The sequence below is a fragment of the Reyranella sp. genome (genome assembly GCF_044224635.1).
Lineage (GTDB): Bacteria > Pseudomonadota > Alphaproteobacteria > Reyranellales > Reyranellaceae > Reyranella.
The window spans coordinates 264983-286114 of the sequence record NZ_JBGAKA010000002.1; the positions used below are offsets into that span (position 1 = coordinate 264983).

Sequence of the window (21132 nt, forward strand, 5' to 3'; positions counted from 1 at the left end):
GCTCAAGGCGCGCCTTGCAGGCCTTGCGGCCAGGCGATCTCGGGATCGAGCCTGACGTAGGCGACCCCCGGCACCCCGCTTCGCACAGCCTCGGCGTGCGAACGCGACAGGCCGGGATCGATGCGGACTCGAACCCGGAACATGAGCTTGTCGCGTTCCGTCCGGGTCTCGACCATCTTGGGCGTGAACTGCGCCTGCGCAGCAATGAAGCTCACCTTCGCGGGGATCGGACGGCCGGGATAGGCATCGAGCACGATACGGGCGTCGCTGCCGATCCTGACCTGCCCCGCCATCGCCGTCGGCAGGTAGATATCCATGTAGACGTAGCCGACATCGAGCAACGTGAAGACCTTCCCACCGGCCGGCAGGACCTCGCCGACATTGGCAATCCTGTACTCGATACGGCCATCGCGCGGCGCGACCAAAGTGTTGTCGGCGATGTGGACCTGGAAGAGCTCGACTTCATGCTGGGCCGCGTTGAGCGCTGCTTCGCCAGCGAGCACGCGGGCATTGACGGCGCGTTCCATCGCCTGCGCACTTTCCAGCTGCTGGCGCCGCTGATCGAACAGCTCGCGGGTTATCCAGCCGTTCTTCAGCAGGCTCTCGGCGCGCTCCATCTGCTGCCGCGCCAGCACGACCTGCGTATGCGCCTGGGCGACGTTGGCTCGGGCTTCGGCAACCGCCTTGGTCGCCTGCTCGACCTGCGCCTCTGACTTCCGGAGCGAGGTCTCGAGATCCTTGACATCCATGAGTGCCAGTATCTGACCTGCCTTCACCATGTCCCCTTCGTCGACACGCAGTTCCTGGATGCGGCCGGCAAACCTGGTGGCGATATCGAGGGGGTCGGCTTCGAGCCGCCCATTGCCGGCAACGATGCCCGCCGGCAGCGGCGGCACACGGTGCTGCCACCAGTATTCAGCGCCGCCGGCGGCGACCACCACGAAGAGCAAGCCCAGCAACAACCGGCGGCGCCATCGGGACGGCGCCGCTGGGGCAGAAGACGGCACGACCGCAAGAGAGGCCGCGTTCGTCGAAGTCAGCGCGCGGCCGAACCCGCTGTCGCTCTGCAGAGCCTGCGGATGCGGCGCCTCGCCATTGCGCAGATCGTTCATGCAATCCCACCCACGGCGAAGGGGTTCTGCAAGAAGGGCATGATCGCCATGCAATATGGATAGGTAGGGCGCATTGCACGAACCTTGATTGGTGTCAAAGCAGCCGGGCCGCCCGGGCGTAGCTTGCCATCCGATCGTCCGGCAGTCAGGCCATTTGAGCCATCGTCTCGCCTGGTCGCCCGGCCGCTATCACGCGCTTGGCCAGCGGCCCCAGCCAGTCGTCGCCCAGCGTCTCTCGCTCGAGCAGTCTTTCGGCGGTGGCGTACAGCAGATCGCGGTTGCGCTCGACGATCGCCCTGGCGCGCTCGAGGCTCTGCTCGATCAGCCGCACGACGGCCTCATCGATCCGGCCGGCCGTCGCCTCGCCGTACCAGCGCACGGGCGGAGGTGCCCCCAGCATCGGCATCATCAGGACGGACGGCTCTCCCTCGTAAGCAACCGGGCCAAGCTCCGGGACCATGCCGAAGCGCACGACCATGCTGCGAGCGATCTCGGTCGCCTTTTGCAAGTCGTCGGCCGCACCGGTCGAGACCGACGGGAAGCGCAGCAGCTCCGCCGCGCGTCCGCCGAGCAGCATGGTCAAGCGGTCTTCGAGCTGGCTGCGACTCATCAGGTGCCGATCCTCGATTGGCCGCTGAAATGTGTACCCCAGCGCACCCACGCCGCGCGGGATGATGGAGATCTTCTGGATCGGATCACTGCCGGGCAGCGCCATCGCCACCACGGCATGACCGGATTCGTGGAACGCGATGATCTCGCGCTCGCCGGCACTGAGAATCCGGCTTCGCTTCTCGAGACCACCCACAATCCGCTCGATCGCGCCGGTGAAATCAGCGATCGTGACATCCTCGCCGCCACGCCTCGTCGCCAGCAATGCCGCCTCGTTCACCAGGTTGGCCAGGTCAGCTCCCGTGAAGCCCGGCGTCATGGCGGCGACGCGATCGGTGTCGACGTCCTTGGCGAGTCTGATCTTGCGGACGTGCACGGCGAGGACGTCCGCTCGACCCTTCCTGTCCGGCCGGTCGACAAGCACCTGCCGGTCGAAACGCCCGGCTCGCAGGAGCGCCGGGTCGAGGATCTCTGGCCGATTGGTGGCAGCCAGCAGCACGATGCCGGTCTTGGGGTCGAAGCCATCGAGCTCAGCGAGCAGCTGGTTGAGCGTCTGCTCCTTTTCGTCGTGGCCGCCAAGCGTGAAGCTGCCACGGGCGCGGCCCAGTGCATCGAGCTCGTCGATGAAGATGATGCAGGGTGCATGGTGGCGCGCCTGCTCGAAGAGATCGCGGACGCGGGCGGCTCCGACGCCAACGAACATCTCGACGAACTCCGATCCGGAGATCGAGAAGAACGCCACTCCCGCCTGCCCCGCCACGGCGCGGGCAAGCAGCGTCTTTCCGGTTCCCGGCGGACCCACCAACAGAATGCCCTTCGGCAGGCGGGCTCCCAGCCGGCTGTGCGCCTCCGGTCTCTTCAGAAAGTCGACAATCTCCTCGAGCTCGGCCTTCGCCTCATCGACACCGGCGACGTCGTCGAAGTCGACGCCCGTGCTGCGTTCGAGATAGATCCGCGCCTTGCTCTTGCCGATCGCCAGCAAGCCGCCGCCAGCACCGACGCCCGTCTGCATCCGCCGAACGACGAACAACCAGATGCCGATGAACAGGGCCGTAGGCACCACCCACGACAGGATTGCCTTCAGCCAGCCGGAATCATGCTCGGCCTTGAACCTCACCTTGTACTGGGCCAGGAAATTCGCAACGTCCAGCGACAGCCTATCGGTGACAAACTCGGGCTTCTCGCCCGCCGTCGGATTGGCGAGTGTGCCCCGGATGTACGTGTCGCCGACAGTGACCTCTCCCACCTTGCCGGCTTCGAGCAAGGCGCGGAACTCGCTATAAGCGATCTGGTCCACTTTCTGCTGCTGGACCCACAGGTCGCGCACGAAGGCGATGCTGAGCAGCGCCACCACCAGATACACGTAGTTGAAGACCTGGGACTTTTTCACGGTCTGTTGCTCGATACGGCCTGCGCGGAACCGAACGCCGGCGAAAATGTCCTCTCGCCTCTCAACAGCAATTAAACCAGTCGCGGGCCATCCCGGACTTGACCTGGGTCAAGAGCGCTTCCGTGGGATATTCGTAACGTCGGACGATCCGGAGCCCCTCCATGAGCAATTGTCGCCCCCTGCTCTTCACTTTGCTGTTCGCCTGGCTTGCAGCGTGCCCGGTCAAGGCGGAGTCGACCGGCTGGTCGATCGAACCGGGAACTGACGATCCACGCTACGCTGTAGTGCAGCCCGTTGCGACGAACCTCAACATAAGCGCCGTCGCCCTCACCTGCGAGGACACCGGCACTGTTCGGGTGCTGCAGCTGCAGATCTACCGGACTGACGATGGTCCGCTGCGTGCGAAAGCTGCGCTGGCAGCGCCGATGAAGGATGAGCCGCGCGCGGCGCTTGTGATCGACGGCCGCGTCTTTCCGGTTTCCCCGATGTTTGCCGACACTTACGCAGTCCTGGCCGATGGCAGTGAGGGCCTCTTCGCCAAACTGTCATCGCCGCTGGTGGCCGCGCTGCAGTCCGGCAAAGCCATGACACTGCAACTCGACCTGATCGCCGAGCCACACGGCCAATCCACGGCGTTCGATGGGGAGGCTGTCGTCCCGCTCGCCGATGCGGGCGGACGAGCGGCAATCGCCGCCATGCGCCGCTGCATCGGCCCAGGCGGAGTGCCCGGCGCCCGTTTGGCACGTCTGCGGCATTGAAGACAGCTGCCACCCCTGGCGACAGTGCCGTGCCGGCGCCGTTTTGGACGTTGAGCAAGGACGATTTGTGCCGGCGCCTGGGCTGTACGGGCGACGGACTGGACAGCAAGGAAGCAGCCGCACGACTGCAGCGCTACGGACGCAATTCCGATATCGCGGTCGCCAGGATCGGTTTGCTCCAGGCGATCTCGCGCCGCCTGCTGGAGCCGCTCTGCCTGATCTTGCTTGCCGCTGCAATCGTGTCGGGCCTCACCGGCGATGAGGTTGGCGGAGCGATCATCGTCAGCGTGCTGGCCCTGTCGATCGGACTGGACACCGTCCAGGAAGGGCGGGCCGTGAAGGCTGCCGATCTGCTGCGTCAATCGGTGGCACTGCGAGCGGAGGTCAAGCGAGACGGCAGCTTCGTCGCCGTCGCGATCGACCGCGTCGTACCCGGCGATGTCCTGCGGATCCGGGCCGGCGATATCGTCCCGGCTGACGGCCTGTTGCTCGAGGCCATCGCATTGACGACGAGCGAGGCGGCGCTGACCGGGGAACCCTACCCCGTCGAGAAACGCTGCGAACCGATCCTCTCAGTGGAACCAGCCGAGGCCCACAACGCTGTGTTCCGGGGTTCAGTGGCCCAAACGGGAGAGGGGTTGGTCTTGGTGGCGGAAACCGGCGCCGCGACCGTATTCGGGGCGGCCGCGATGGCGCTTGCCGAGAACCCGGCGCCGTCGCACTTCCAGCGCGATCTGCATGCATTCGGGCTGCTGGTCGCAAGACTGTCCATTGGCCTGATCGTCGTCGTCCTGGCCGCGCACGTGCTGTTCGGCCGGCCGGCGCTCGAATCACTGTTGTTCTCGGTGGCCCTCGCTGTCGGGCTCACGCCCGAGCTGTTGCCGATGATCACCACGGTCACGCTGACGCGAGGCGCGCTGCGCATGGCGGCGCGCAAGGTGATCGTGAAACGCCTGGCTTCCATACACGATCTTGGCGCCATGACAGTGCTGTGCACCGACAAGACCGGCACCCTGACCTCGGCGCAGATCACCTTGGCAGGAAGCCTGGATGCAGGCGGCAACACCGATGGCCGAGCGGCTCAGCTGGGCGCCGCGGCGGCTCGTCTCGGTGGCGATCGGGGGTCGCTCGATGCTGCGTTGGCTGCAGGTGCCACCGGCGAACCAACCTGGACATTGCTTTCGCGTCGCGCCTTCGACTTCGACCGGCGTCGCGGCTGCGTGCTCGCGGAAGGGCCGCAGGGGAGAATTCTGATCGTCAAGGGAGCTCCCGAGGCGATCCTGCCGCTATGCGCATCGCGGCGAGTCGCCGGGGTCGAGCAGCCGATGACCGAGACGGCACGACTCGAGGGGCTCGGCGGCATACGCCACCTCGCCGAGCAGGGGTTGCGGTCGGTCGCGGTTGCGTCGCGACCGTGGCGCGGGGCAGGGCTCGACATCAAGGACGACGACGAGCGTGACCTGGTCTACGAAGGCATTTGCACCTTCGCCGACCCACCGAAACCTACGTCCGCAGCCGCAATATCGCGACTGACCGGCGCCGCCGTGCGCGTCAAGATCCTGTCGGGGGACGATCCCGCCGTGGTGCGACGGCTCGCCGACATGGTCGGGTTTCAGACCTCTGCCGTGCTCTCCGGCGGCGAGGTCGCCCGGTTGAGCGACGACGCGCTCATCGTCCAGGCGCGCACGGCCGACGTCTTCGGACGGCTCACGCCCGATCAGAAGCTCAGGGTGGTAAGGGCGCTCCAGGCCGGCGGCGAGACGGTGGGCTTCCTGGGCGACGGCATCAACGATGCCCCGGCGTTGAGGGCTGCCGATGTCGGCCTTTCCGTGGACGGGGCGACCGGCGTTGCACAGGCCGCTGCCGACATGATCCTGCTGGAGCCGGATCTCGAGGTCGTGGCCGACGGCGTCGAAGAAGGCCGGCGCACCTTCGCCAACATCCTCAAATACGTGCGCATGGGTGCGAGCTCGAACTTCGGCAACATGCTGTCGATGGCAACGGCATCGCTTCTCCTGCCTTTCCTGCCCATGCTGCCAACGCAGATCCTGCTCAACAATCTGCTTTACGACCTTTCCGAGGTGGGAATTCCCTTCGATACGGTGCGACGCGAAGCGACGGCCCGGCCGCAAGTCTGGGATCTGCACGCCCTCGCGCGTTTCGCCACTGTCATGGGGCCCCTGTCGTCGGCTTTCGACCTGTTGACCTTCGCCGGTCTGCTGCTGCTGTTTCAGGTCTCGCCGGCTGAGTTCCGCACCGCCTGGTTTCTGGAATCGATGGCAACCCAGATCCTGGTCATCTTCGTCATCCGCACCCGTGGCCGCCCCTGGGCGGACCGCCCCCACCCGGCGCTGATGATCTCCTCGGTAGCGGCGTTGGGGCTCGCTCTGGCCCTGCCGTTCTCGCCGCCCGGCGGGTGGTTCGGCTTCGAGGCGCCGCCGTGGCCGGTCATCGCTTCCATAACATTCCTGGTTTTCCTTTACCTGGCCATGGCTGAGCTGACGAAGCGAATGGCCAATCGAAGGCCCGCAACCAAATCGTCCTCCATGGCATCCAAATCCGTTGAACCGTCGCGCGACATCCGTAGATTCCCGTAGGTCAATATCTGAATGGCGGGTCGCCCGAGGTCGACGTATCGAAGTGACATCGACACAGGAGATGCCCATGCACCCCGCTTTCGCCGCCGCTGCCGCCACGAAATCCGCTTCGCCTGCAGTGGCTCCTCGGCGCGCGGCAATGCCCAACGCGCCTCAAGGCTTCACCTTGCGTCTCGCCAAGGGGGAGGAGCTGTTCGCAGAAGGCGAGTCTGCCGAATATTTCTACAAGATCGTGTCCGGCACAGTGCGCACTTGCAAGCTATTGAGCGACGGTCGGCGGCAGATCGATGCATTCCACCTGCAGAACGACATTTTCGGCATAGAGACCGGCGCCGAGCACCGCTTCTCCGCGGAGGCCGTCTGCGACACCGTCGTGGTCGCTTATCGCCGCAGCAACCTCGATCGATTGACCCGCGAACACACGGCGTTCGGCGAACAAGTCCTGTCCTCGATGCTCCGCAATCTCCAGCGCGCCCAGGACCACATGCTGTTGCTCGGCCGCAAGAGCGCCAAGGAGAAGATGGCAAGCTTCCTGCTCGATCTGGCCCACCGCCTGCAACAGAGCGACCAAGTCGAATTGCCGATGCAACGCACCGACATCGCCGACCATCTCGGCCTCACGATCGAGACGGTCTCGCGCACCCTGACCGAGTTTGCCCGCAGCGGCCTGATCTCCCTCACCGCCGGCAGCCGTTCGATCTCGTTGGTCGACAAGGTCGGCCTCAAGTTTCTCGACGCCTGACGGCTAACGAGGTGGCGTCATGTGCACAGTGCTCCGCTGTTTGTCCGGGCTGCTGGCCCTTCTTCCCGTCTATGCAGCGGCGCAGGACGCCGATGCGGGACGCGAGATCGCACGGCGATGGTGCACCGCTTGTCACGTCGTCGAGCGAACGGCGACCGAAGCGCCCGCCAATGGATTGCCGACATTTCCTGCCATCGCGGCGCGCGTCGATCTGAGCAGCGATCAATTGCGAGCGGCCATCAATCCGCAGCACAGCCGCATGCCCGACCTCGCGCTGAGCAAGCGGCAACAGGACGATCTGATCGCCTACATCTTCAGCCTGCGTGCGAGGTAATCCGCGGAGGGATCGGCCACCTTAGGCGAAAAGGCGTCCCTGCCGAGAGGGGTGGAGCTGCAAGTCCAGCTGATTGATCCCTTGCAGCCGCCAGCCTCGCGTATCGTCGCCGAGCAGATCGTTCGAAGCGGCTGGCTTGTTCCAATTCCATTCTCATTGCGTCTGCCAGGGAATACTCCACTGGCGGAACGCCGCTTCTCGATTTCAGAGCGCATTGTCCTGGCGCATCGGACGTTGTTCCAGTTGGACGAGCAGCCGCTTCTGAATGCTTCTGACTTGTCGAAGTTCCTCGCCCTGACACTCACGAAAACCAAAATCTCCGACCGCTGAAGCGTTGCGGATGGCGCCTCGCGTCGACGAAACTTTCGCGCCTTGCAGCGCCGCTATGAGGCAGCGAGGCGAATTCCGATACTCGCCATGTAGTCGGCAATGTCCGGCCGCAGCCCCTGCGCCTTGACCAAGTCCGCATCGGCACCCTTCAGGTCACCTTTTCGGAATTTCGACGCGCCTCGTCCGTATAGAGAATAGGGATCATCCGGCCGGATCCTGAGTGCCGCGTCGTAGTCGGCGATGGCCGCATCGTACTGCTTCAGCAGGAGCTTCACGAAGCCGCGAGACGCCAACCCACCGGGATTGTCGGCCTTCAGTCGCAGCCCCTTGTCGCAGTCCAACAGTGCTGCGGCGTGCTCTCCGAGCAGCGCCTTCGCGAAGCACCGATTGCCATACACCACGTAGGCCAGCGGGTTGAGGCCGAGCGCCCGATTGAAGTCGTCGACGGCCTCGGTATAGAGCCTCAACGCAGTCCTTGTGCCGCCTCGGCTGTTGTAGACATCCCAGTCCCGGGGATTGAGGGCGATCGCGCGGTCGAAATCCTGCATGGCCAGCTCATACTGGCCAAGGTCGTCGTAGGCGACGCCGCGGTTCTTGAACGCGGCGGCGAGATCCTCCTGTTCGGTACTGGGTCTTTTGACGATCTCGGAACAGCTCTCCAGCACCTGGCTCGGAATGGTGCTGTTGAAGCACGTCCGAAACAGCTCGTCGTCGCTCCGTGCGAACGACATTGCGGCGTTGGCGAGCGCGAACGCACCAACAACGGCTCGAATATGTGAGCGGGCGAGAAGCAAGTTAGCCTTCCTTTGCGACGGAGCGCCGTCGCTTGTGCTGGCACTGCAAAGCACGTTGCCGATCTTCTGACATCGAGTCGTTGATTCGCATCAACACTATTGACCCCGCCTGGGGCGTCGAACGACCGGGTGCGTCATTTCCTCATAGACTACCGTCTCTTGCCACCCTTGCCGAGCGGCCAGGATCTTGCGGCGACCTGCTCGGCAAATCGGGCCTTTGATCTGGCTCATATCGCGGGCGGATCAGGTGATGTCTTCTGCTCGCGGACAGCGGGAATCTTCACAAGGGTCATCTCGGCCAGTGAGGGTTTTCATGGCATTCCCCGACTCGGGAGGATCGAGATGACCGACTCTTTGACCTTGATGGTCCGCTTGGCAGCCGGCGCTGCCAATGACGCGTTGTTGGCATTCACCGCCGACCTCGCCACGCGCCTGAAGATTGGCCGCGTGGTCGGCATCAGCGCTTGCCAACCGGTTATGTTCTACGGCAGCCCCGACGCCTATGTCCCACCGCAGCTCATCGACTGGGACCGTACCCAAATCGACAAAGAGCTCAGGGAGGCCGAAGACGCCTTCCGAAGCACCGTCGGCGGCAAGGTGCCTGCCGTCGAGTGGCGATCGTCGGTCCTGGATTACGGCTCGATCGTCGACTTCGTGGCGCAGGAGATGCGCGCAGCCGATCTCCTGATCGCATCGGCAGCGGAAGATGGCACCATGCTCGATCGGACGCGAAACGTCGACATTGCCGATTTGGTGTTGCGAATCGGCAAGCCGGTTCTGATCGCCGGATCCGGCATCGAGCGCCTCGACTTGCGCAGCGCCGTCGTTGCCTGGAAGGACAGCAAGGAGGCACGGCGCGCAGTGCAGGATGCGCTGCCGCTTCTGGTACACGCCAATCGCGTGACCGTGGCCGAGGTGGCGCCGGATGAAAGCCTGGCCGCTGCTGAAGCTCGAACCACCGACGTTGCTCGCTGGCTGACGGGACACGGCGTGACAGCGAGCAGCAGGGTCGACCGGTCGGAAGGCGACGATGCGACGCAGCTCGCAGCCATCGCGCGCCGGCTTGGCGCCGGGTTGCTGGTCGGCGGCGCCTATGGTCATGCACGGCTGCGCGAATGGGTCTTGGGGGGCGTGACGCGGGAACTCCTGTTGCGACCCGTGGGAGCTTCGATGGTTTCCCATTGATCTGTGCCTGGTTTCTCCCTGAGGTCTCGTGTCCGCCAAGTTCTGGCGGCGCGTGAATGATCCAGATCAAGTCTTCCGGCGGCGCCTGCGGCTAGCCTTGCAGCCAACTGGACGACCAAATGACGTATCTCACGCGCGACCCTCCGGATCCTGAGGTGCTGGCGGGCGAAGCCGCCAACGACCGGCTGCATGTCGCGTTTCGCGCCGCGCCGCCGCTCACCTTGCACGATGAGCGGCAGTGGCGGACGGACGGCAACAGTCCCGTACAAATCGACCGCAGCGGCTCTACGGTATTCTTCTCCGACTACCAGCCACGCGGTCATACCTACCGCCGTCATGGCCCGCGTGACCTGCGCTTCGAGAGCGAGGCAGTTGCCGTGCGGTTGCTGTCTGATCCGGAGCCGCAAACCGGCAAGTGGATCGAGGCCGTCTGGCAGGATGCGGCTGCCCGTGTCCTGCGCGGTTGGTATCATGCGGAGGAACCTGCACCGGGCAATCCGCGCCTGGTCGTGCCGCATATCGGTGAGCTTTCATCGGACGATGGCGGCATCACGTGGCACTGTCGCGGCGAGGTTCTTCGCTCTCCGCTCGGGCAGATCGACGGTTCGTGGCGAAACGGCTTCTTTGCCGGAGGCTATGGCGATCTCAGCGTGGTTCCTGACCGTCTCGGCCACAGCCTGTACCTGTTTTTTACGAGCTATCTTCGCGAAGAGCGTTCCCAGGGGATCGGGCTTGCCCGCCTGCCATTGCCCCGGCACTCTTGCCCCACCGACGGGCTGGACCTCTGGTGTGGCGACGCTTGGCGTCCGGCCGCGGATCACCTTCCGGTGCCGCTTTGGCCGATGACGCGCGGCTGGCGCCACGTCGATCCGGATGGCTACTGGGGACCGGCAGTGCATTACAATTGGGCACTCGATTCCTATGTGATGCTGCTCAATCGCACCGCGGGCGGCTCCGCCGACTTCGTGCAGGAAGGAATCTACGCCAGCGTAAATACTACGCTCGAAGATCCGGCGGGCTGGAGCCCGCCGTTGCGGATCGTTCGTGGTGGAGCCTGGTATCCGCAGGTCATAGGCCTCGAAGCGGGTTGCGGCGATACCCAGGCGGCTGCGCTGGCACGCTTTTTCATGGCAGGCTTTTCCGGCTGGACGATCGAATTCTCCGGCGGGCTCGCGCGGCGCATCGAGCGTCCCCTGAGCCCGACGAAGCAGGATTTCGCAAGCCTGTTCGGCCCGGCCAGGCGTTGTCCCTGGTGACGAGCGACTTGAGCCAGGTCAACGACGTGCGTCCTGCGACGGTGTGACATTCAATTGAGATTACGCAAACGCCGCCCGGCGGCCGGGTCGGGCCTTGATCTGGATCAGGTCGGATCAACCCTCGCTCGATTAGAATTAAGCAGATGCTCCAGGGAGCTTTCGCCATGTCATACAAGCACGTGATGTTCCGGTCCGCCGCCCGCGAGAAGATATTGCGCGGAGCCTCCCAGCTCGCCGACGCCATTCGCGTCACTCTCGGCCCCAAATCCAAGTCGGTGCTGATCCAGAAGAAATGGGGCGCGCCCATCGTCTGCAACGACGGCGTCACCATCGCCAAGGAGTTCGAGATCAAGGATCCCGAGGAGAATCTCGGCGCACAGATGCTGCGCCAGGCGGCTGAGCGCACCGGCGATTTGGTTGGTGACGGCACGTCGGGTTCGACGATCCTGGCTCACGCGATCTTCGCCGATGGCGTGCGCAACGTCGTGGCCGGCGCGAGCGCCATCGACCTCAAGCGTGGCCTGGACCGCGGGACCAAGGCGGCGATCGATGCCCTGCGGGCAATGTCGAAGCCGGTCAACACGCGCAAGGAGAAGGCGCAGGTCGCCACCATTTCAGCCCACAACGACGAGGCCATCGGCGAAATGGTCGCGGACGCCATGGAAAAGGTCGGCAGCGATGGCGTAATCACTGTCGAAGAATCGAAAACGACAGAGACCGTTCTGGATGTCGTCGAGGGCATGCAGTTCGACCGCGGATTCATCTCACCCTATTTCATCACCAATCCCGAGAAGATGGAGGCGGTGCTCGAGGACGTCCGGATCCTGCTGTGCGACCGCAAGATCTCCGCCCTCAAGGACATGATCCCGTTGCTCGAGCAGATCGCCAAGGCATCACGGCCAGTGCTGGTGATTGCCGAAGATGTCGAGGGCGAGGCTTTGGCTACGCTGATCGTGAATCAGCTCAGGGGCTCCCTCAAGAGTTGCGCCGTCAAGTCACCGGGTTTCGGCGACAGACGCAAGGCGATGCTACAGGACATGGCTGTGCTGACAGGCGGCATGATCATCTCGGAAGAACTGGGACTCAAGCTCGACAACGTGACCATAAAGGATCTCGGCACCGCCCGGCGGGTAGTCGTCGACAAGGACACGGCGACCATCATCGGCGGCGCCGGCGACAAGGTTGCCATCGAGGCGCGAATTGCCGCCATCCGCCGTGAGATCGAGGCATCGACCAGCGACTACGACAAGGAGAAACTGCGCGAGCGGCTGGCCAAGCTCGCCGGTGGCGTTGCCGTCATTCGCGTCGGCGCACCTGCGGAATCCGAAATGAAGGCCAAGAAGGAGGCCCTGGACGACGCCATCAGCGCGACCAAGGCCGCCGTCGCGGAAGGCGTCGTCCCGGGCGGCGGTCTTGCGCTGCTCCGTTGCATCGAGGCCGTGGCAATTGAGGAAGCCAAGTCGGAGGGCGATGAGCGCACGGGTATCCAGGTGCTCAAGCGCGCGTTGGAGGCGCCAGCCCGGCAGATCGCCGAAAATTCGTCGACCGACGGCGGCGTGGCGGTGGCCCGGATGCTCGACGGCAAGGGCAATTACGGCTTCGACGCGGCGCGCAAGCAGTACGTCGACCTTGTTGCGGAAGGGATTATCGACCCGACCAAGGTCATCCGCGTTGCTCTGGAGAATGCGGTCTCGGTGGCAAGTGTCCTGTTGCTGAGCGAAGCTACCATGACCGAGATCGAGGAGCCTTCCAAGGCTCCCGGGCGCGAGCCGGAACTCGCTTCACTATAAGTCGAGGATCGCTTGCGCCGTGCGTCGGGCGGGCCAAGTCTTCGTGCACCGATCGAATCAACGGGAGAAATGGCGCTTCCGAGCCCGAGGCAATAGCCGACGCCCCCGGTCAGGGGGCAGCCCCCCGACCAGCAGGCGATCCGTGCGCTGAGAGCGCTCCTTCGTCGATGAAATGTGGCCGCCGGCCGCGACAATCACCGGAGGCTTCGTGTCGGGGCGATCGAAGAGCTTCGCATGATCGACGCGGAAGTGCTCGCCGAGATAGGATGTCTGACAGAAACCCCATGGTTGCCGCCGCCTGCGCGATGATTGCCGGATGATAACGCATGATGGGGCAGGTCATCGCCGTCATCAGCCCCAAGTGCCGGGTCGCCTGCGCCAACGCTCCCAGCACAGACCAGGCAAACGGCGCGTGCCCTTGCTCCTCGAGCCAGGGAAAGAAGTGATCAGCCAGACCAGCGGCGCGGAAGGTGCCAACGCCGCGTGTAGACCGTATCACAGCGCAAAAGCGTGGGCTTGACCGTCCCTCGGGTCGCTTCCTAGCTTTCTTGCCGGAAGCAAACGCACGGAGTGCGGGGCATGACATTGTCGAGACGCGTGGCGAGCGCTGCGCTGCTGGCGCTCGCGGCGACCGCCGGTGCGCACGCGCAGGATTTTCCGACCAAGCCTCTGCGCATCGTCGTGCCGACCGGCGCGGGCGGCATCACCGACATCGTCGCGCGCATCGTGGCCGCACGACTGGGTGAACGCCTTGGCCAGAACGTGCTGATCGACAACCGTCCGGGCGCCAGCGGCATCATCGGCAGCGAGATCGTGGCCCGCGCGCCACCTGACGGCTACACGCTGCTGATGGTGTTTCCCAGCCACCCGGTGAACCCGGCGCTGAAGCTTCGGCTGCCCTACGACACGATCCGCGACTTCGCGCCGATCACGACGGTGACGACCGTGTCGCTCGTCCTGGTCGTGCCGCCTGCGCTGCCGGCGCAGGATGTTCCCTCGCTGATCGCGCTCGCCAAGCGCGACAAGCTCACTTATGCCTCGGTCGGCGCCGGCAGCCTCGGCCATCTCGGTGCCGAGCTGTTCCGCTCGATGGCGGCGATCGACCTCACCAACATCGCCTATCGCAGCGCGCCCGATGCGCAGGCAGCCCTGTTGCGCGGCGAAGTCTCGATGTTCTTCGATACGCCGATCACGGCTGCGCCGCACGTGCGCGAAGGCCGGCTGCGCGCGCTCGGCATCAGCACGCGCGAACGTTCCGCTCTGTTTCCCGGCGTGCCGACCATCGCCGAGACGCTGGCCGGCTACGAGGTGCTGGGCTGGAACGGCATCCTGGCGCCCGCGGCGACGCCCGACGCGATCGTGCAGCGTCTCAACCGCGAGATCGGCGCCATCCTCGCCGACCCTGAAGTGAAACGACAGCTCGACCAGCAGGGCGCCACGCCTGCTCCCTCGACGCCCGAAGCGTTCGGCCAGCGCATCCGCGTCGACGTCGCCAAATGGGCCGACATCATCCGCCAGGCCGGCATCCGTCCGGACTGACGCGGCATATCCAGGAGACGACCGATGCCCGTAGTGCGCATCACCCCGGACCTCGAGATGTTCTATCGCGACGACTGCTTCGCCGACGCCTGGGAGGCGCCGCAGACGCTGCTGCTGCTGCACGGCAACGCCGAAAGCAGCGAGGGGTGGAACGCCTGGATGCCGCTGGTCGGCCGGCGCTTTCGCGTCGTCCGGCCGGACATGCGAGGCTTCGGGCAGTCGACGCCGATGGCGATCGATTATCCGTGGTCACCCGAACGCATCATCGACGATTTCCTGACGCTGGCCGACGGGCTCGGTCTTGGTGCCGTGCATATCGCGGCGGCAAAGGTCGCCTGCCCGATCGCGCTGCGCCTCGCGGCCCGCCATCCCGATCGCGTGCGTTCCCTGGTCGTGCTGGGCGGCATCGTGTCCGGCGAGGTCTCGATCGGCGATCGTGCGGCGGCTTGGCTCGAGCATATCGAGACGCACGGCGTCGAGAGCTGGGCCCGCTGGACCATGCCGGGGCGGCTGGGCAGCGCTTGTCCGCCGGCGATGCACGAAGGATGGTCTCGATTGATGGGACGCACCAAGCTGTCGACACAGCTCGGCTTCATCCGCTCGGTGCCGGGCATCGACGTGCGCGGCGACCTTCCTGCAATCCAGTGCCCGACCCTGGTGGTGACGACCGACGGCAGCGGCCTCGGTTCGGTCGAGTCGGTACGTGGCTGGCAGAAGACCATTCCCGGATCCGAGCTGATGGTGGTTGCGGGCGATTCCTATCACGTCGCTGCGACGCATCCCGAGCTGTGCGCGAACGCGACGCTCGACTTCATCGCCCGCCGGGCCACGCCTGCAACCTGAGACGCTGCCAAGCCAGCGACGTCAATGGGTCGGCGTCGGCGGCCGGCGAGCAGCGTACGTTCGTCGCCGCGGAGATCATTGACGACGCGGAGTCGCAATGCCGTGCCCTGCATCACTGCTCGGCGGTTCGGCATGGCATGTCTCCTCGCCGGCTGGTCATTTCGCGCCCGGCGCCGACGGCGGCAGAATCTTCATGACGAAGGAGGTCGGCTTGTCGTTCGGGCCGAACGGGCCCGGCACCTTGTTCTTGACCGCAGGCAGGCTGCGCAAAAAGGCGACGATGGCGCTGGCGTCGGATTGGCTGAGCGAGGCGTAGGCGTGCCACGGCATGATCGGCGCGAGCAGGCGGCCGTTGGGACGGGTCCCGGTCTGCAGCGCGGCGAGGATCTGGGCAGGGGTCCAGCCGCCGATCCCGGTCTCCTTGTCGGGCGTGATGTTGGGCCCATAGAACGTGCCGAGCCCGGGAAGCTCGAAACCGACTTCAGAACCGCCGAGAAAGCGCGCCTTGTCCGGACTGCCGAGGAAGTATCCCGGCGTATGGCAGTCGTTGCAGCCGGCGATCGTCACCAGGTACTTACCTCGCTCGACAGGAGTCTGGGCCTGGACGGCGGGGGCAGCCAGGACGGCGCCAAAGATCAGCCTGCGGAGCAGCAACTTCCACGACAAAGGCATCGACGATATCCCCGAATTCCCTCTTCCCATCCTATGGTCAGCCGAAAACGGTGTCAGCAAATCTACATTCATGACCTTCCCGACCGCGAGCGTCACGCTCGCTCATCGCCGGGAAGCGTGCCACTCCGTGGTGCTCATGCCGTCTGCCGGTCCGCACTCGGTGTGACCGCCATCTCTGCGAGCGCCGCAGAGTGCTGCCGGCGATGAGCGAGCGGGACGCCTGCAGTCCCCGAAGAGCATGAGCTTACCTCATGCTGTGAGCAGGCCACTCCAGGGGCGCTCATGAGGTCTGTCATCAGCGGGAAGAGCGTCACTGGAGTGGCGTAGCCCCAGCCGGGACTCCCAATTCTTCCTGCCGCCAAGCTTTTGACAAAATTCTTGTTAAAAAGAGCTTGCATGTCGGCATGTCTTTAGCCAAATCTTTTGTCGAAAGACATGCCATGAACATACGAGACCTCATCTCTCGCACCGGGATCCCGGAGCGGCAGGTTCGCTACCTGATCGCCGAGGGCTTCATGCCGGCGCCGCGCGGCGGTCGGGCCAATGCCGAATACGGCAACGACCACGTCACGGCGATCGAGCGGTATCGGCGGCTGCACGCGCTCGGCTTTCCGCCGGCGGCCATCAAGCTGCTGCTGAATTCCACGGAAGGCGTGCCCTTCCAAGTCGCCCCGGGCGTCACGCTCGTCGTCTCTCCCGACAAGCTGGGAAGCGGCGAGCCTGTCCGCCCTCTCATGGAGCGACTGAAGACTCTTCTCACCGACCTGCTCAAGGAGCCCGACCATGCCGATCGCCCAGCCGCCAGCCGTCCCCTCGCCAGCCGTCGCGTCGAACGCCACGATTGATCCCCTGGCCGCGCTGCTGGTCGGCGCCATGGGGAAGACGCGCGGCCACGCCCTGCCTCTGATCGCCACGGCCTTCGACGTCACCCTCGAGGCCGGCCTCGCCGTCGTCGAAACCAGGCGCACGTTCCGCAACGACGAGGCCGGCAGCATCGAGGCCACGATCACCTTTCCCCTGCCCGTCCACGCCACGCTCTACGCTCTCGAGGCGCACGTCGACGGCCGGGTACTGACGGCAAGAGCACAGCGTCGCAAGCAGGCGCGGCTCGCCTACGAAGCCGCCCTGGAACGCGGCAAAGCCGCGATCCTGCACGAGGAGGTGCTGCGCGGCGTGCATATGCTGTCGGTCGGCCAGATTGCACCCGGTGCCACGATCGAGGTGGTGACGCGCTGGGCCGCGACGCTCGCTTTCGTGCAGTCGCGCGCGCAGCTGCGCATTCCCCTAACCGTCGGCGATATCTACGGCCACTCGGGGCTGCCCGACTCCGACGAGCTCACCCACGGCGCTCCGGTTGCGCAAGCCGAACTTGTGGTGCGCTGTCGCGATGGCGCGGTGAGCCTCGCCGGCGGCGTTCTGCAGGAGGGACGCGCCTGCGTGCCCACCGACCGGCCGATCGATCTCCTGGTCGTTCAGGAGAGCAGCCACGCGCTGCGTGGCCGGGCCGCCGACGGCCGCGATGTGCTCCTCACGGTTCGCCGTCCAGACCAGGCAGGTCGCGCCCTGGATGCGTGCGTGCTGGTTGACCGGTCGGGGTCGATGGACGGTCCCTGCTCGACGCGCGAGCCGGGCGTCACCAAGCATCGCGCCGTGACCAACGGCCTGCGCGCGATGGCAGAACGTCTCGGCAGGTCGGATGCGATCGAGCTCTGGCAGTTCAATACGCTCGTCAACCAGGTCGGCACGTTGCGCGCCGAGACCGGGCGCGGCCTGCCGTCCCTCGTCGACCAGCTGGCCCCGCCGGAAGGCGGCACCGAGATCGGCAACGCGCTCGCCCGGGCGATCGGCGACTCGCAGAGCCGCGACCTCCTGCTGGTGACCGACGGCAAGAGCCACGCGCTCGATGTGCAGCGCCTCGCCCGGGCGGGCCGGCGCATCGCCGTGGTGCTGGTCGGCGAGGACAGCCTGGAAGCCAATGTCGGCTATCTCGCGAGCCTGACCGGCGGCGACATCTTCGTCGCCCAGGACGGCGAGCTCGCCGACATCCTGGTCACGGCGCTGGAATCGCTGCGCACGCCGGCCGCGCCGGCACCGAAGATCGACGGCGCCCTCGATCGCATGAGGACCTTGCGAGGTGGCGCGGAGCTGCAGGTCGAATGGACGGCCGCCACGGGGGACGCGCTCGATCCGATCCTGTCGCGTGCTGTCGCAGCCGTTGCCGCGAGCCTCGCCCTGCCTGCGCTGGACGAAGCGGCGGCGGCAGAGCTTGCCGAACGCGAGGGCTTGGTCACGCACCTGACCAGCCTGGTGCTGGTGGACGAAGCCGGCGCCGTGCAGGAGACCGTGCCGGCCATGCGCAAGATCCCGCTACCCACGCCGGCTACGGCCGTGGCGGCGACCTACGCTGGCGAATTGCATGCGGCCGCGATGGCAGAGAGGCAGCGATACGAGGCGATTGCCAGCATGCCGGCGCCGAGCCCGCAAAGCGCACGGCCCGGCAGCGCGCCGCGCGTCGGGTCGGTGCGCCCGGGAGCGCCCGGCGCCCCGATGGCACCGTCCCCCTTGCGCCGGAGCCCGTCTCTTCCGAACCCCGCCGAGTTGCTCAAGCGCTTCCTGCCGAACCGCGACGGCGACCGCTCGCTGGCCGAGTTGGCACGGCTCGGTGAGAACATCGATTGGGACGTCGATCCCGGCAAGCTGCAGGCCGGCGACCTGTCGGGCCTCGATCGCGAGACCAAGAAGGCGATCCGACAGGCGTCGACCTTGCCCGAAGTCAGCGCGCTCGCGAAAAGGATCGGCATCCAGCCGGTGCAGCTGATCGTCGGATTGCTGGCACGCGCGGCCGCCTCGCGCAGTCGCACCGCCCAACGCCTGGAGCGCGCCCTGCTCGGCGGCGGCGCGGAAGCGGCCTTATCCGAACTCGCTCGCCGGCTCGGTCTCGCCTAGGGGCGCCCGATTTCTTGCCAGTGAAACCAGCCCATACTACCGTCGCCGGCCAGTGTTGGTGGCAGGCGACGGGGCGGGCGATGATCCGATGTGTGCGGATTTGGACGGGTATCGACCAGAATTCGCACTTCGAGGAAGGCTGGATCAAGCTCGAACGCGGGGCGCACGGTGACCTGCTGACCGGTCAGCTCGCGACGACGCACGCTTCGTTCCAGGAGACCGCCTCGGGCGGCACGCTCGCCTGGCACACCGCACCGGTCCGCCAGCTCGTCATCACCTTGAGCGGCACGCTCGACTTCCAGACGCGTGGCGGCCAGCACTTCACCCTGCGGCCAGGCGACATCCTGCTGGCCGAGGACACGGCGGGCGGCGGGCACAGCTGGCGGCTGGTCGACGACCAGCCGTGGCGCCGCGTCTACGTCGTGCTGCGGCCGGATGAATCCGTCCCGTTCGAGCGCGCGACGTGATCCAGCCGGAGTTGGTGTCCCTGGTCGGTCTCCTCCCCAGCTCTACTGGGGAGGTGCCGGCGTCTGCGCCGCCAGAGAGTCATGGCCGGGAGTTCGCCACGCCGTGGTGCTCATGGGTCGTGTGATCAACGAGAAGAGCGCCACGGCGTGGCGCGCTCCCGGCAAAGTGCCATGCCCCCCGTCGCCGTATGACGGCGACACCTCCCCAGCACAGCTGCGGAGGAGAAGAAGAAGAACGCACATACAGTGACAAGCCCGGAGGAGACGAGCGCATGAGCGACAGCAACACCGTCATCGATGCCGACGTCGTCCTGGTCGGCGCCGGCATCATGAGCACGACGCTCGCCGTCTTCCTCAAGGAGCTGCAGCCTCATCTCAAGCTCGAGATCATCGAGCGCCTGGGAGGCGAGGCGCAGGAAAGCTCCGGTGCCTGGAACAATGCCGGGACCGGCCATGCCGCCAACTGCGAGCTCAACTACACGCCGATGAAGGCCGACGGCACGGTCGACATCTCCAAGGCGCTCGAGGTCAACACCGAGTTCGACCTGTCGCGCCAGTTCTGGTCATACCTGATCCGCAAGGGCGCGATCGACGGCGATTTCATCCATCCGGTGCCGCACATGAGCTTCGTGGTCGGCGCCGATCGCGCTGCCTTCCTGAAAAAGCGCCACGCAACCATGAGCGCGCACCATTGCTATCGCGGCATGGAGTATTCCGAGGATCACGCCAAGATCGCCGAATGGGCGCCGCTGGTCATGGAAGGGCGCGATCCTAAGCAGGTCGTCGCCGCGACCCATATGGTGACGGGAGCCGACGTCAATTACGGCGCGCTCACCAGCAAACTCATGGCCTACCTGAAGAAGCAGGACGGCTTCGCCGTACGCTTCAATCAGATGGTGCACGATCTGCACCGCCATCCGCAGGGCGGCTGGCAGCTCGAGATCGAAAACGAGCAGACCAAGGAGAAGCGCTCGGTTCGCGCCCACTACATCTTTCTCGGCGCCGGCGGCGGCGCCCTGCCGTTGCTGCAGAAGTCTGGAATTCCCGAGGCCCAAGGCTATGGCGGCTTCCCGGTGAGCGGCATCTGGCTGCGCTGCGGCAACCCGGCGATCACCGGCCGCCATGACGCCAAGGTCTACGGCATGGCGGCGACCGGCTCGCCGCCGATGTCGGTGCCGCACCTCGACACCCGGATCATCGACGGCAAGCGCTGGCTGCTATTCGGACCTTACGCCGGCTTCTCGACCAAGTTCCTGAAGCACGGCTCGCCGTTCGACCTTCCGGCATCGGTTCGGCTGGGCAACATCCTGCCACTGCTGGCCGTGGCGCGCGACAATCTCGCACTCGAGGAGTACCTGATCGGCCAGGTGTTCGAGACCATGGGGCAGCGCTTCAATGCCCTGCGCGAGTTCTATCCCGGCGTGAAGGAGCACGATTGGGAGCTCAGCGTCGCCGGCCAGCGCGTGCAGATCATCCGCAAGGACCAGGCGCATACCGGCAAGCTCGAGTTCGGCACCGACATCGTCCACTCCGCCGATTCCTCGATCGTGGCGCTGCTCGGCGCCTCGCCCGGCGCATCGACGGCGGTGTGGATCATGGTGCACATGCTCGAGAACTGCTTCCACAAGCAGCTGGTCGGCCACTGGGTGCCCAAGCTCACCGAGATGATCCCGTCCTACGGCCATTCGCTGAAGGACGACGCCCGGCTCTGCGAGAGGGTGCGCAAGGACACGGCCGAGGTGCTGAAACTGCGCACCGTCTGACCGGC

At 65.7% G+C, this 21132-nt stretch carries 18 protein-coding genes and 1 pseudogene; 14 read left to right on the plus strand and 5 right to left on the minus strand.

Going from position 1 to position 21132, the window contains the following annotated elements; translation table 11 throughout:
* Positions 1-2 precede the first annotated feature (2 nt).
* Positions 3-1112, minus strand: a complete 1110-nt coding sequence (locus ACILR9_RS03045; protein WP_395708405.1) for an HlyD family secretion protein — start codon at positions 1110-1112, stop codon at positions 3-5.
* Positions 1113-1257: 145 nt separating this feature from the next.
* Positions 1258-3111, minus strand: a complete 1854-nt coding sequence (gene ftsH, locus ACILR9_RS03050) for an ATP-dependent zinc metalloprotease FtsH (RefSeq protein WP_395708406.1) — start codon at positions 3109-3111, stop codon at positions 1258-1260.
* Positions 3112-3272: 161 nt separating this feature from the next.
* On the opposite strand from ftsH, the gene ACILR9_RS03055 reads away from it, so the two are divergent.
* From ACILR9_RS03055 to ACILR9_RS03075, 5 genes and pseudogenes are all read left to right on the plus strand, one after another.
* On the plus strand, positions 3273-3869 hold the full coding sequence (locus ACILR9_RS03055) for a hypothetical protein (RefSeq protein ID WP_395708407.1): 597 nt from the start codon (positions 3273-3275) through the stop codon (positions 3867-3869).
* Between the two features lie 29 nt (positions 3870-3898).
* Positions 3899-6466, plus strand: a complete 2568-nt coding sequence (gene mgtA, locus ACILR9_RS03060) for a magnesium-translocating P-type ATPase (protein WP_395708408.1) — start codon at positions 3899-3901, stop codon at positions 6464-6466.
* Entirely contained in the window at positions 6432-7208 is a 777-nt protein-coding gene (locus ACILR9_RS03065; RefSeq protein ID WP_395708409.1) for a helix-turn-helix domain-containing protein, read from the plus strand. The genes mgtA and ACILR9_RS03065 overlap by 35 nt, the downstream gene beginning before the upstream one ends.
* A gap of 40 nt (positions 7209-7248) precedes the next feature.
* Positions 7249-7542, plus strand: a complete 294-nt coding sequence (locus tag ACILR9_RS03070) for a c-type cytochrome (RefSeq protein WP_395708410.1) — start codon at positions 7249-7251, stop codon at positions 7540-7542.
* An 18-nt stretch (positions 7543-7560) separates the two neighbouring features.
* Positions 7561-7872 (plus strand): annotated as a pseudogene (locus ACILR9_RS03075) (YbaY family lipoprotein); the annotation flags it as partial.
* A gap of 53 nt (positions 7873-7925) precedes the next feature.
* On the opposite strand, the gene ACILR9_RS03080 reads toward ACILR9_RS03075, so the two are convergent.
* Positions 7926-8666, minus strand: coding sequence for a tetratricopeptide repeat protein (locus tag ACILR9_RS03080; protein ID WP_395708411.1), 741 nt, complete (start codon positions 8664-8666; stop codon positions 7926-7928).
* Positions 8667-9008: 342 nt separating this feature from the next.
* On the opposite strand from ACILR9_RS03080, the gene ACILR9_RS03085 reads away from it, so the two are divergent.
* The 3 genes from ACILR9_RS03085 to groL all read left to right on the plus strand — a co-directional run bounded on the left by ACILR9_RS03085 (position 9009) and on the right by groL (position 12897).
* On the plus strand, positions 9009-9851 hold the full coding sequence (locus ACILR9_RS03085; RefSeq protein ID WP_395708412.1) for a universal stress protein: 843 nt from the start codon (positions 9009-9011) through the stop codon (positions 9849-9851).
* Between the two features lie 119 nt (positions 9852-9970).
* Positions 9971-11107, plus strand: coding sequence for a hypothetical protein (locus ACILR9_RS03090; RefSeq protein WP_395708413.1), 1137 nt, complete (start codon positions 9971-9973; stop codon positions 11105-11107).
* A gap of 164 nt (positions 11108-11271) precedes the next feature.
* A complete protein-coding gene (gene groL, locus ACILR9_RS03095) occupies positions 11272-12897 on the plus strand; it encodes a chaperonin GroEL (protein ID WP_395708414.1) in 1626 nt (541 codons plus the stop codon).
* Positions 12898-13006: 109 nt separating this feature from the next.
* On the opposite strand, the gene ACILR9_RS03100 is transcribed toward groL, so the two are convergent.
* On the minus strand, positions 13007-13483 hold the full coding sequence (locus ACILR9_RS03100; protein ID WP_395708415.1) for an LLM class flavin-dependent oxidoreductase: 477 nt from the start codon (positions 13481-13483) through the stop codon (positions 13007-13009).
* On the opposite strand from ACILR9_RS03100, the gene ACILR9_RS03105 reads away from it, so the two are divergent.
* Both ACILR9_RS03105 and ACILR9_RS03110 read left to right on the plus strand, forming a co-directional pair.
* Positions 13477-14436, plus strand: a complete 960-nt coding sequence (locus ACILR9_RS03105) for a tripartite tricarboxylate transporter substrate binding protein (RefSeq protein ID WP_395708416.1) — start codon at positions 13477-13479, stop codon at positions 14434-14436. The genes ACILR9_RS03100 and ACILR9_RS03105 overlap by 7 nt on opposite strands.
* Before the next feature lie 24 nt (positions 14437-14460).
* A complete protein-coding gene (locus tag ACILR9_RS03110; RefSeq protein ID WP_395708417.1) occupies positions 14461-15279 on the plus strand; it encodes an alpha/beta fold hydrolase in 819 nt (272 codons plus the stop codon).
* A 156-nt stretch (positions 15280-15435) separates the two neighbouring features.
* Here ACILR9_RS03110 and ACILR9_RS03115 read toward each other — a convergent pair whose 3' ends face one another.
* Positions 15436-15951, minus strand: coding sequence for a c-type cytochrome (locus tag ACILR9_RS03115; RefSeq protein WP_395708418.1), 516 nt, complete (start codon positions 15949-15951; stop codon positions 15436-15438).
* Positions 15952-16343: 392 nt separating this feature from the next.
* Between ACILR9_RS03115 and ACILR9_RS03120 the strand changes: the two genes are divergently transcribed.
* The 4 genes from ACILR9_RS03120 to mqo all read left to right on the plus strand — a co-directional run bounded on the left by ACILR9_RS03120 (position 16344) and on the right by mqo (position 21127).
* Positions 16344-16796 carry a helix-turn-helix domain-containing protein gene (locus tag ACILR9_RS03120; protein ID WP_395708419.1) on the plus strand — a complete coding sequence of 151 codons (453 nt, stop codon included), beginning with the start codon at positions 16344-16346 and terminating at the stop codon, positions 16794-16796.
* Positions 16735-18897 carry a VIT domain-containing protein gene (locus ACILR9_RS03125; RefSeq protein WP_395708420.1) on the plus strand — a complete coding sequence of 721 codons (2163 nt, stop codon included), beginning with the start codon at positions 16735-16737 and terminating at the stop codon, positions 18895-18897. Before ACILR9_RS03120 ends, ACILR9_RS03125 begins: the two co-directional genes overlap by 62 nt.
* A gap of 92 nt (positions 18898-18989) precedes the next feature.
* Positions 18990-19364 (plus strand): hypothetical protein, encoded by a 375-nt coding sequence (locus tag ACILR9_RS03130; RefSeq protein ID WP_395708421.1) that lies wholly within the window; start codon positions 18990-18992, stop codon positions 19362-19364.
* Positions 19365-19636: 272 nt separating this feature from the next.
* On the plus strand, positions 19637-21127 hold the full coding sequence (gene mqo / locus ACILR9_RS03135; RefSeq protein ID WP_395708422.1) for a malate dehydrogenase (quinone): 1491 nt from the start codon (positions 19637-19639) through the stop codon (positions 21125-21127).
* The last annotated feature ends 5 nt before the right edge of the window (positions 21128-21132 follow it).

Excerpts from the sequence above, each read along its gene's own strand:
- ACILR9_RS03045 (WP_395708405.1), bottom strand. The coding sequence starts at position 1,112 with ATGAACGATCTGCGCAATGGCGAGGCGCCGCATCCGCAGGCTCTGCAG.
- ACILR9_RS03055 (WP_395708407.1), top strand. The coding sequence starts at position 3,273 with ATGAGCAATTGTCGCCCCCTGCTCTTCACTTTGCTGTTCGCCTGGCTT.
- ACILR9_RS03085 (WP_395708412.1), top strand. The coding sequence starts at position 9,009 with ATGACCGACTCTTTGACCTTGATGGTCCGCTTGGCAGCCGGCGCTGCC.
- ACILR9_RS03090 (WP_395708413.1), top strand. The coding sequence starts at position 9,971 with ATGACGTATCTCACGCGCGACCCTCCGGATCCTGAGGTGCTGGCGGGC.
- groL (WP_395708414.1), top strand. The coding sequence starts at position 11,272 with ATGTCATACAAGCACGTGATGTTCCGGTCCGCCGCCCGCGAGAAGATA.
- ACILR9_RS03105 (WP_395708416.1), top strand. The coding sequence starts at position 13,477 with ATGACATTGTCGAGACGCGTGGCGAGCGCTGCGCTGCTGGCGCTCGCG.
- ACILR9_RS03100 (WP_395708415.1), bottom strand. The coding sequence starts at position 13,483 with ATGTCATGCCCCGCACTCCGTGCGTTTGCTTCCGGCAAGAAAGCTAGG.
- ACILR9_RS03110 (WP_395708417.1), top strand. The coding sequence starts at position 14,461 with ATGCCCGTAGTGCGCATCACCCCGGACCTCGAGATGTTCTATCGCGAC.
- ACILR9_RS03115 (WP_395708418.1), bottom strand. The coding sequence starts at position 15,951 with ATGCCTTTGTCGTGGAAGTTGCTGCTCCGCAGGCTGATCTTTGGCGCC.
- ACILR9_RS03125 (WP_395708420.1), top strand. The coding sequence starts at position 16,735 with ATGCCGATCGCCCAGCCGCCAGCCGTCCCCTCGCCAGCCGTCGCGTCG.
- mqo (WP_395708422.1), top strand. The coding sequence starts at position 19,637 with ATGAGCGACAGCAACACCGTCATCGATGCCGACGTCGTCCTGGTCGGC.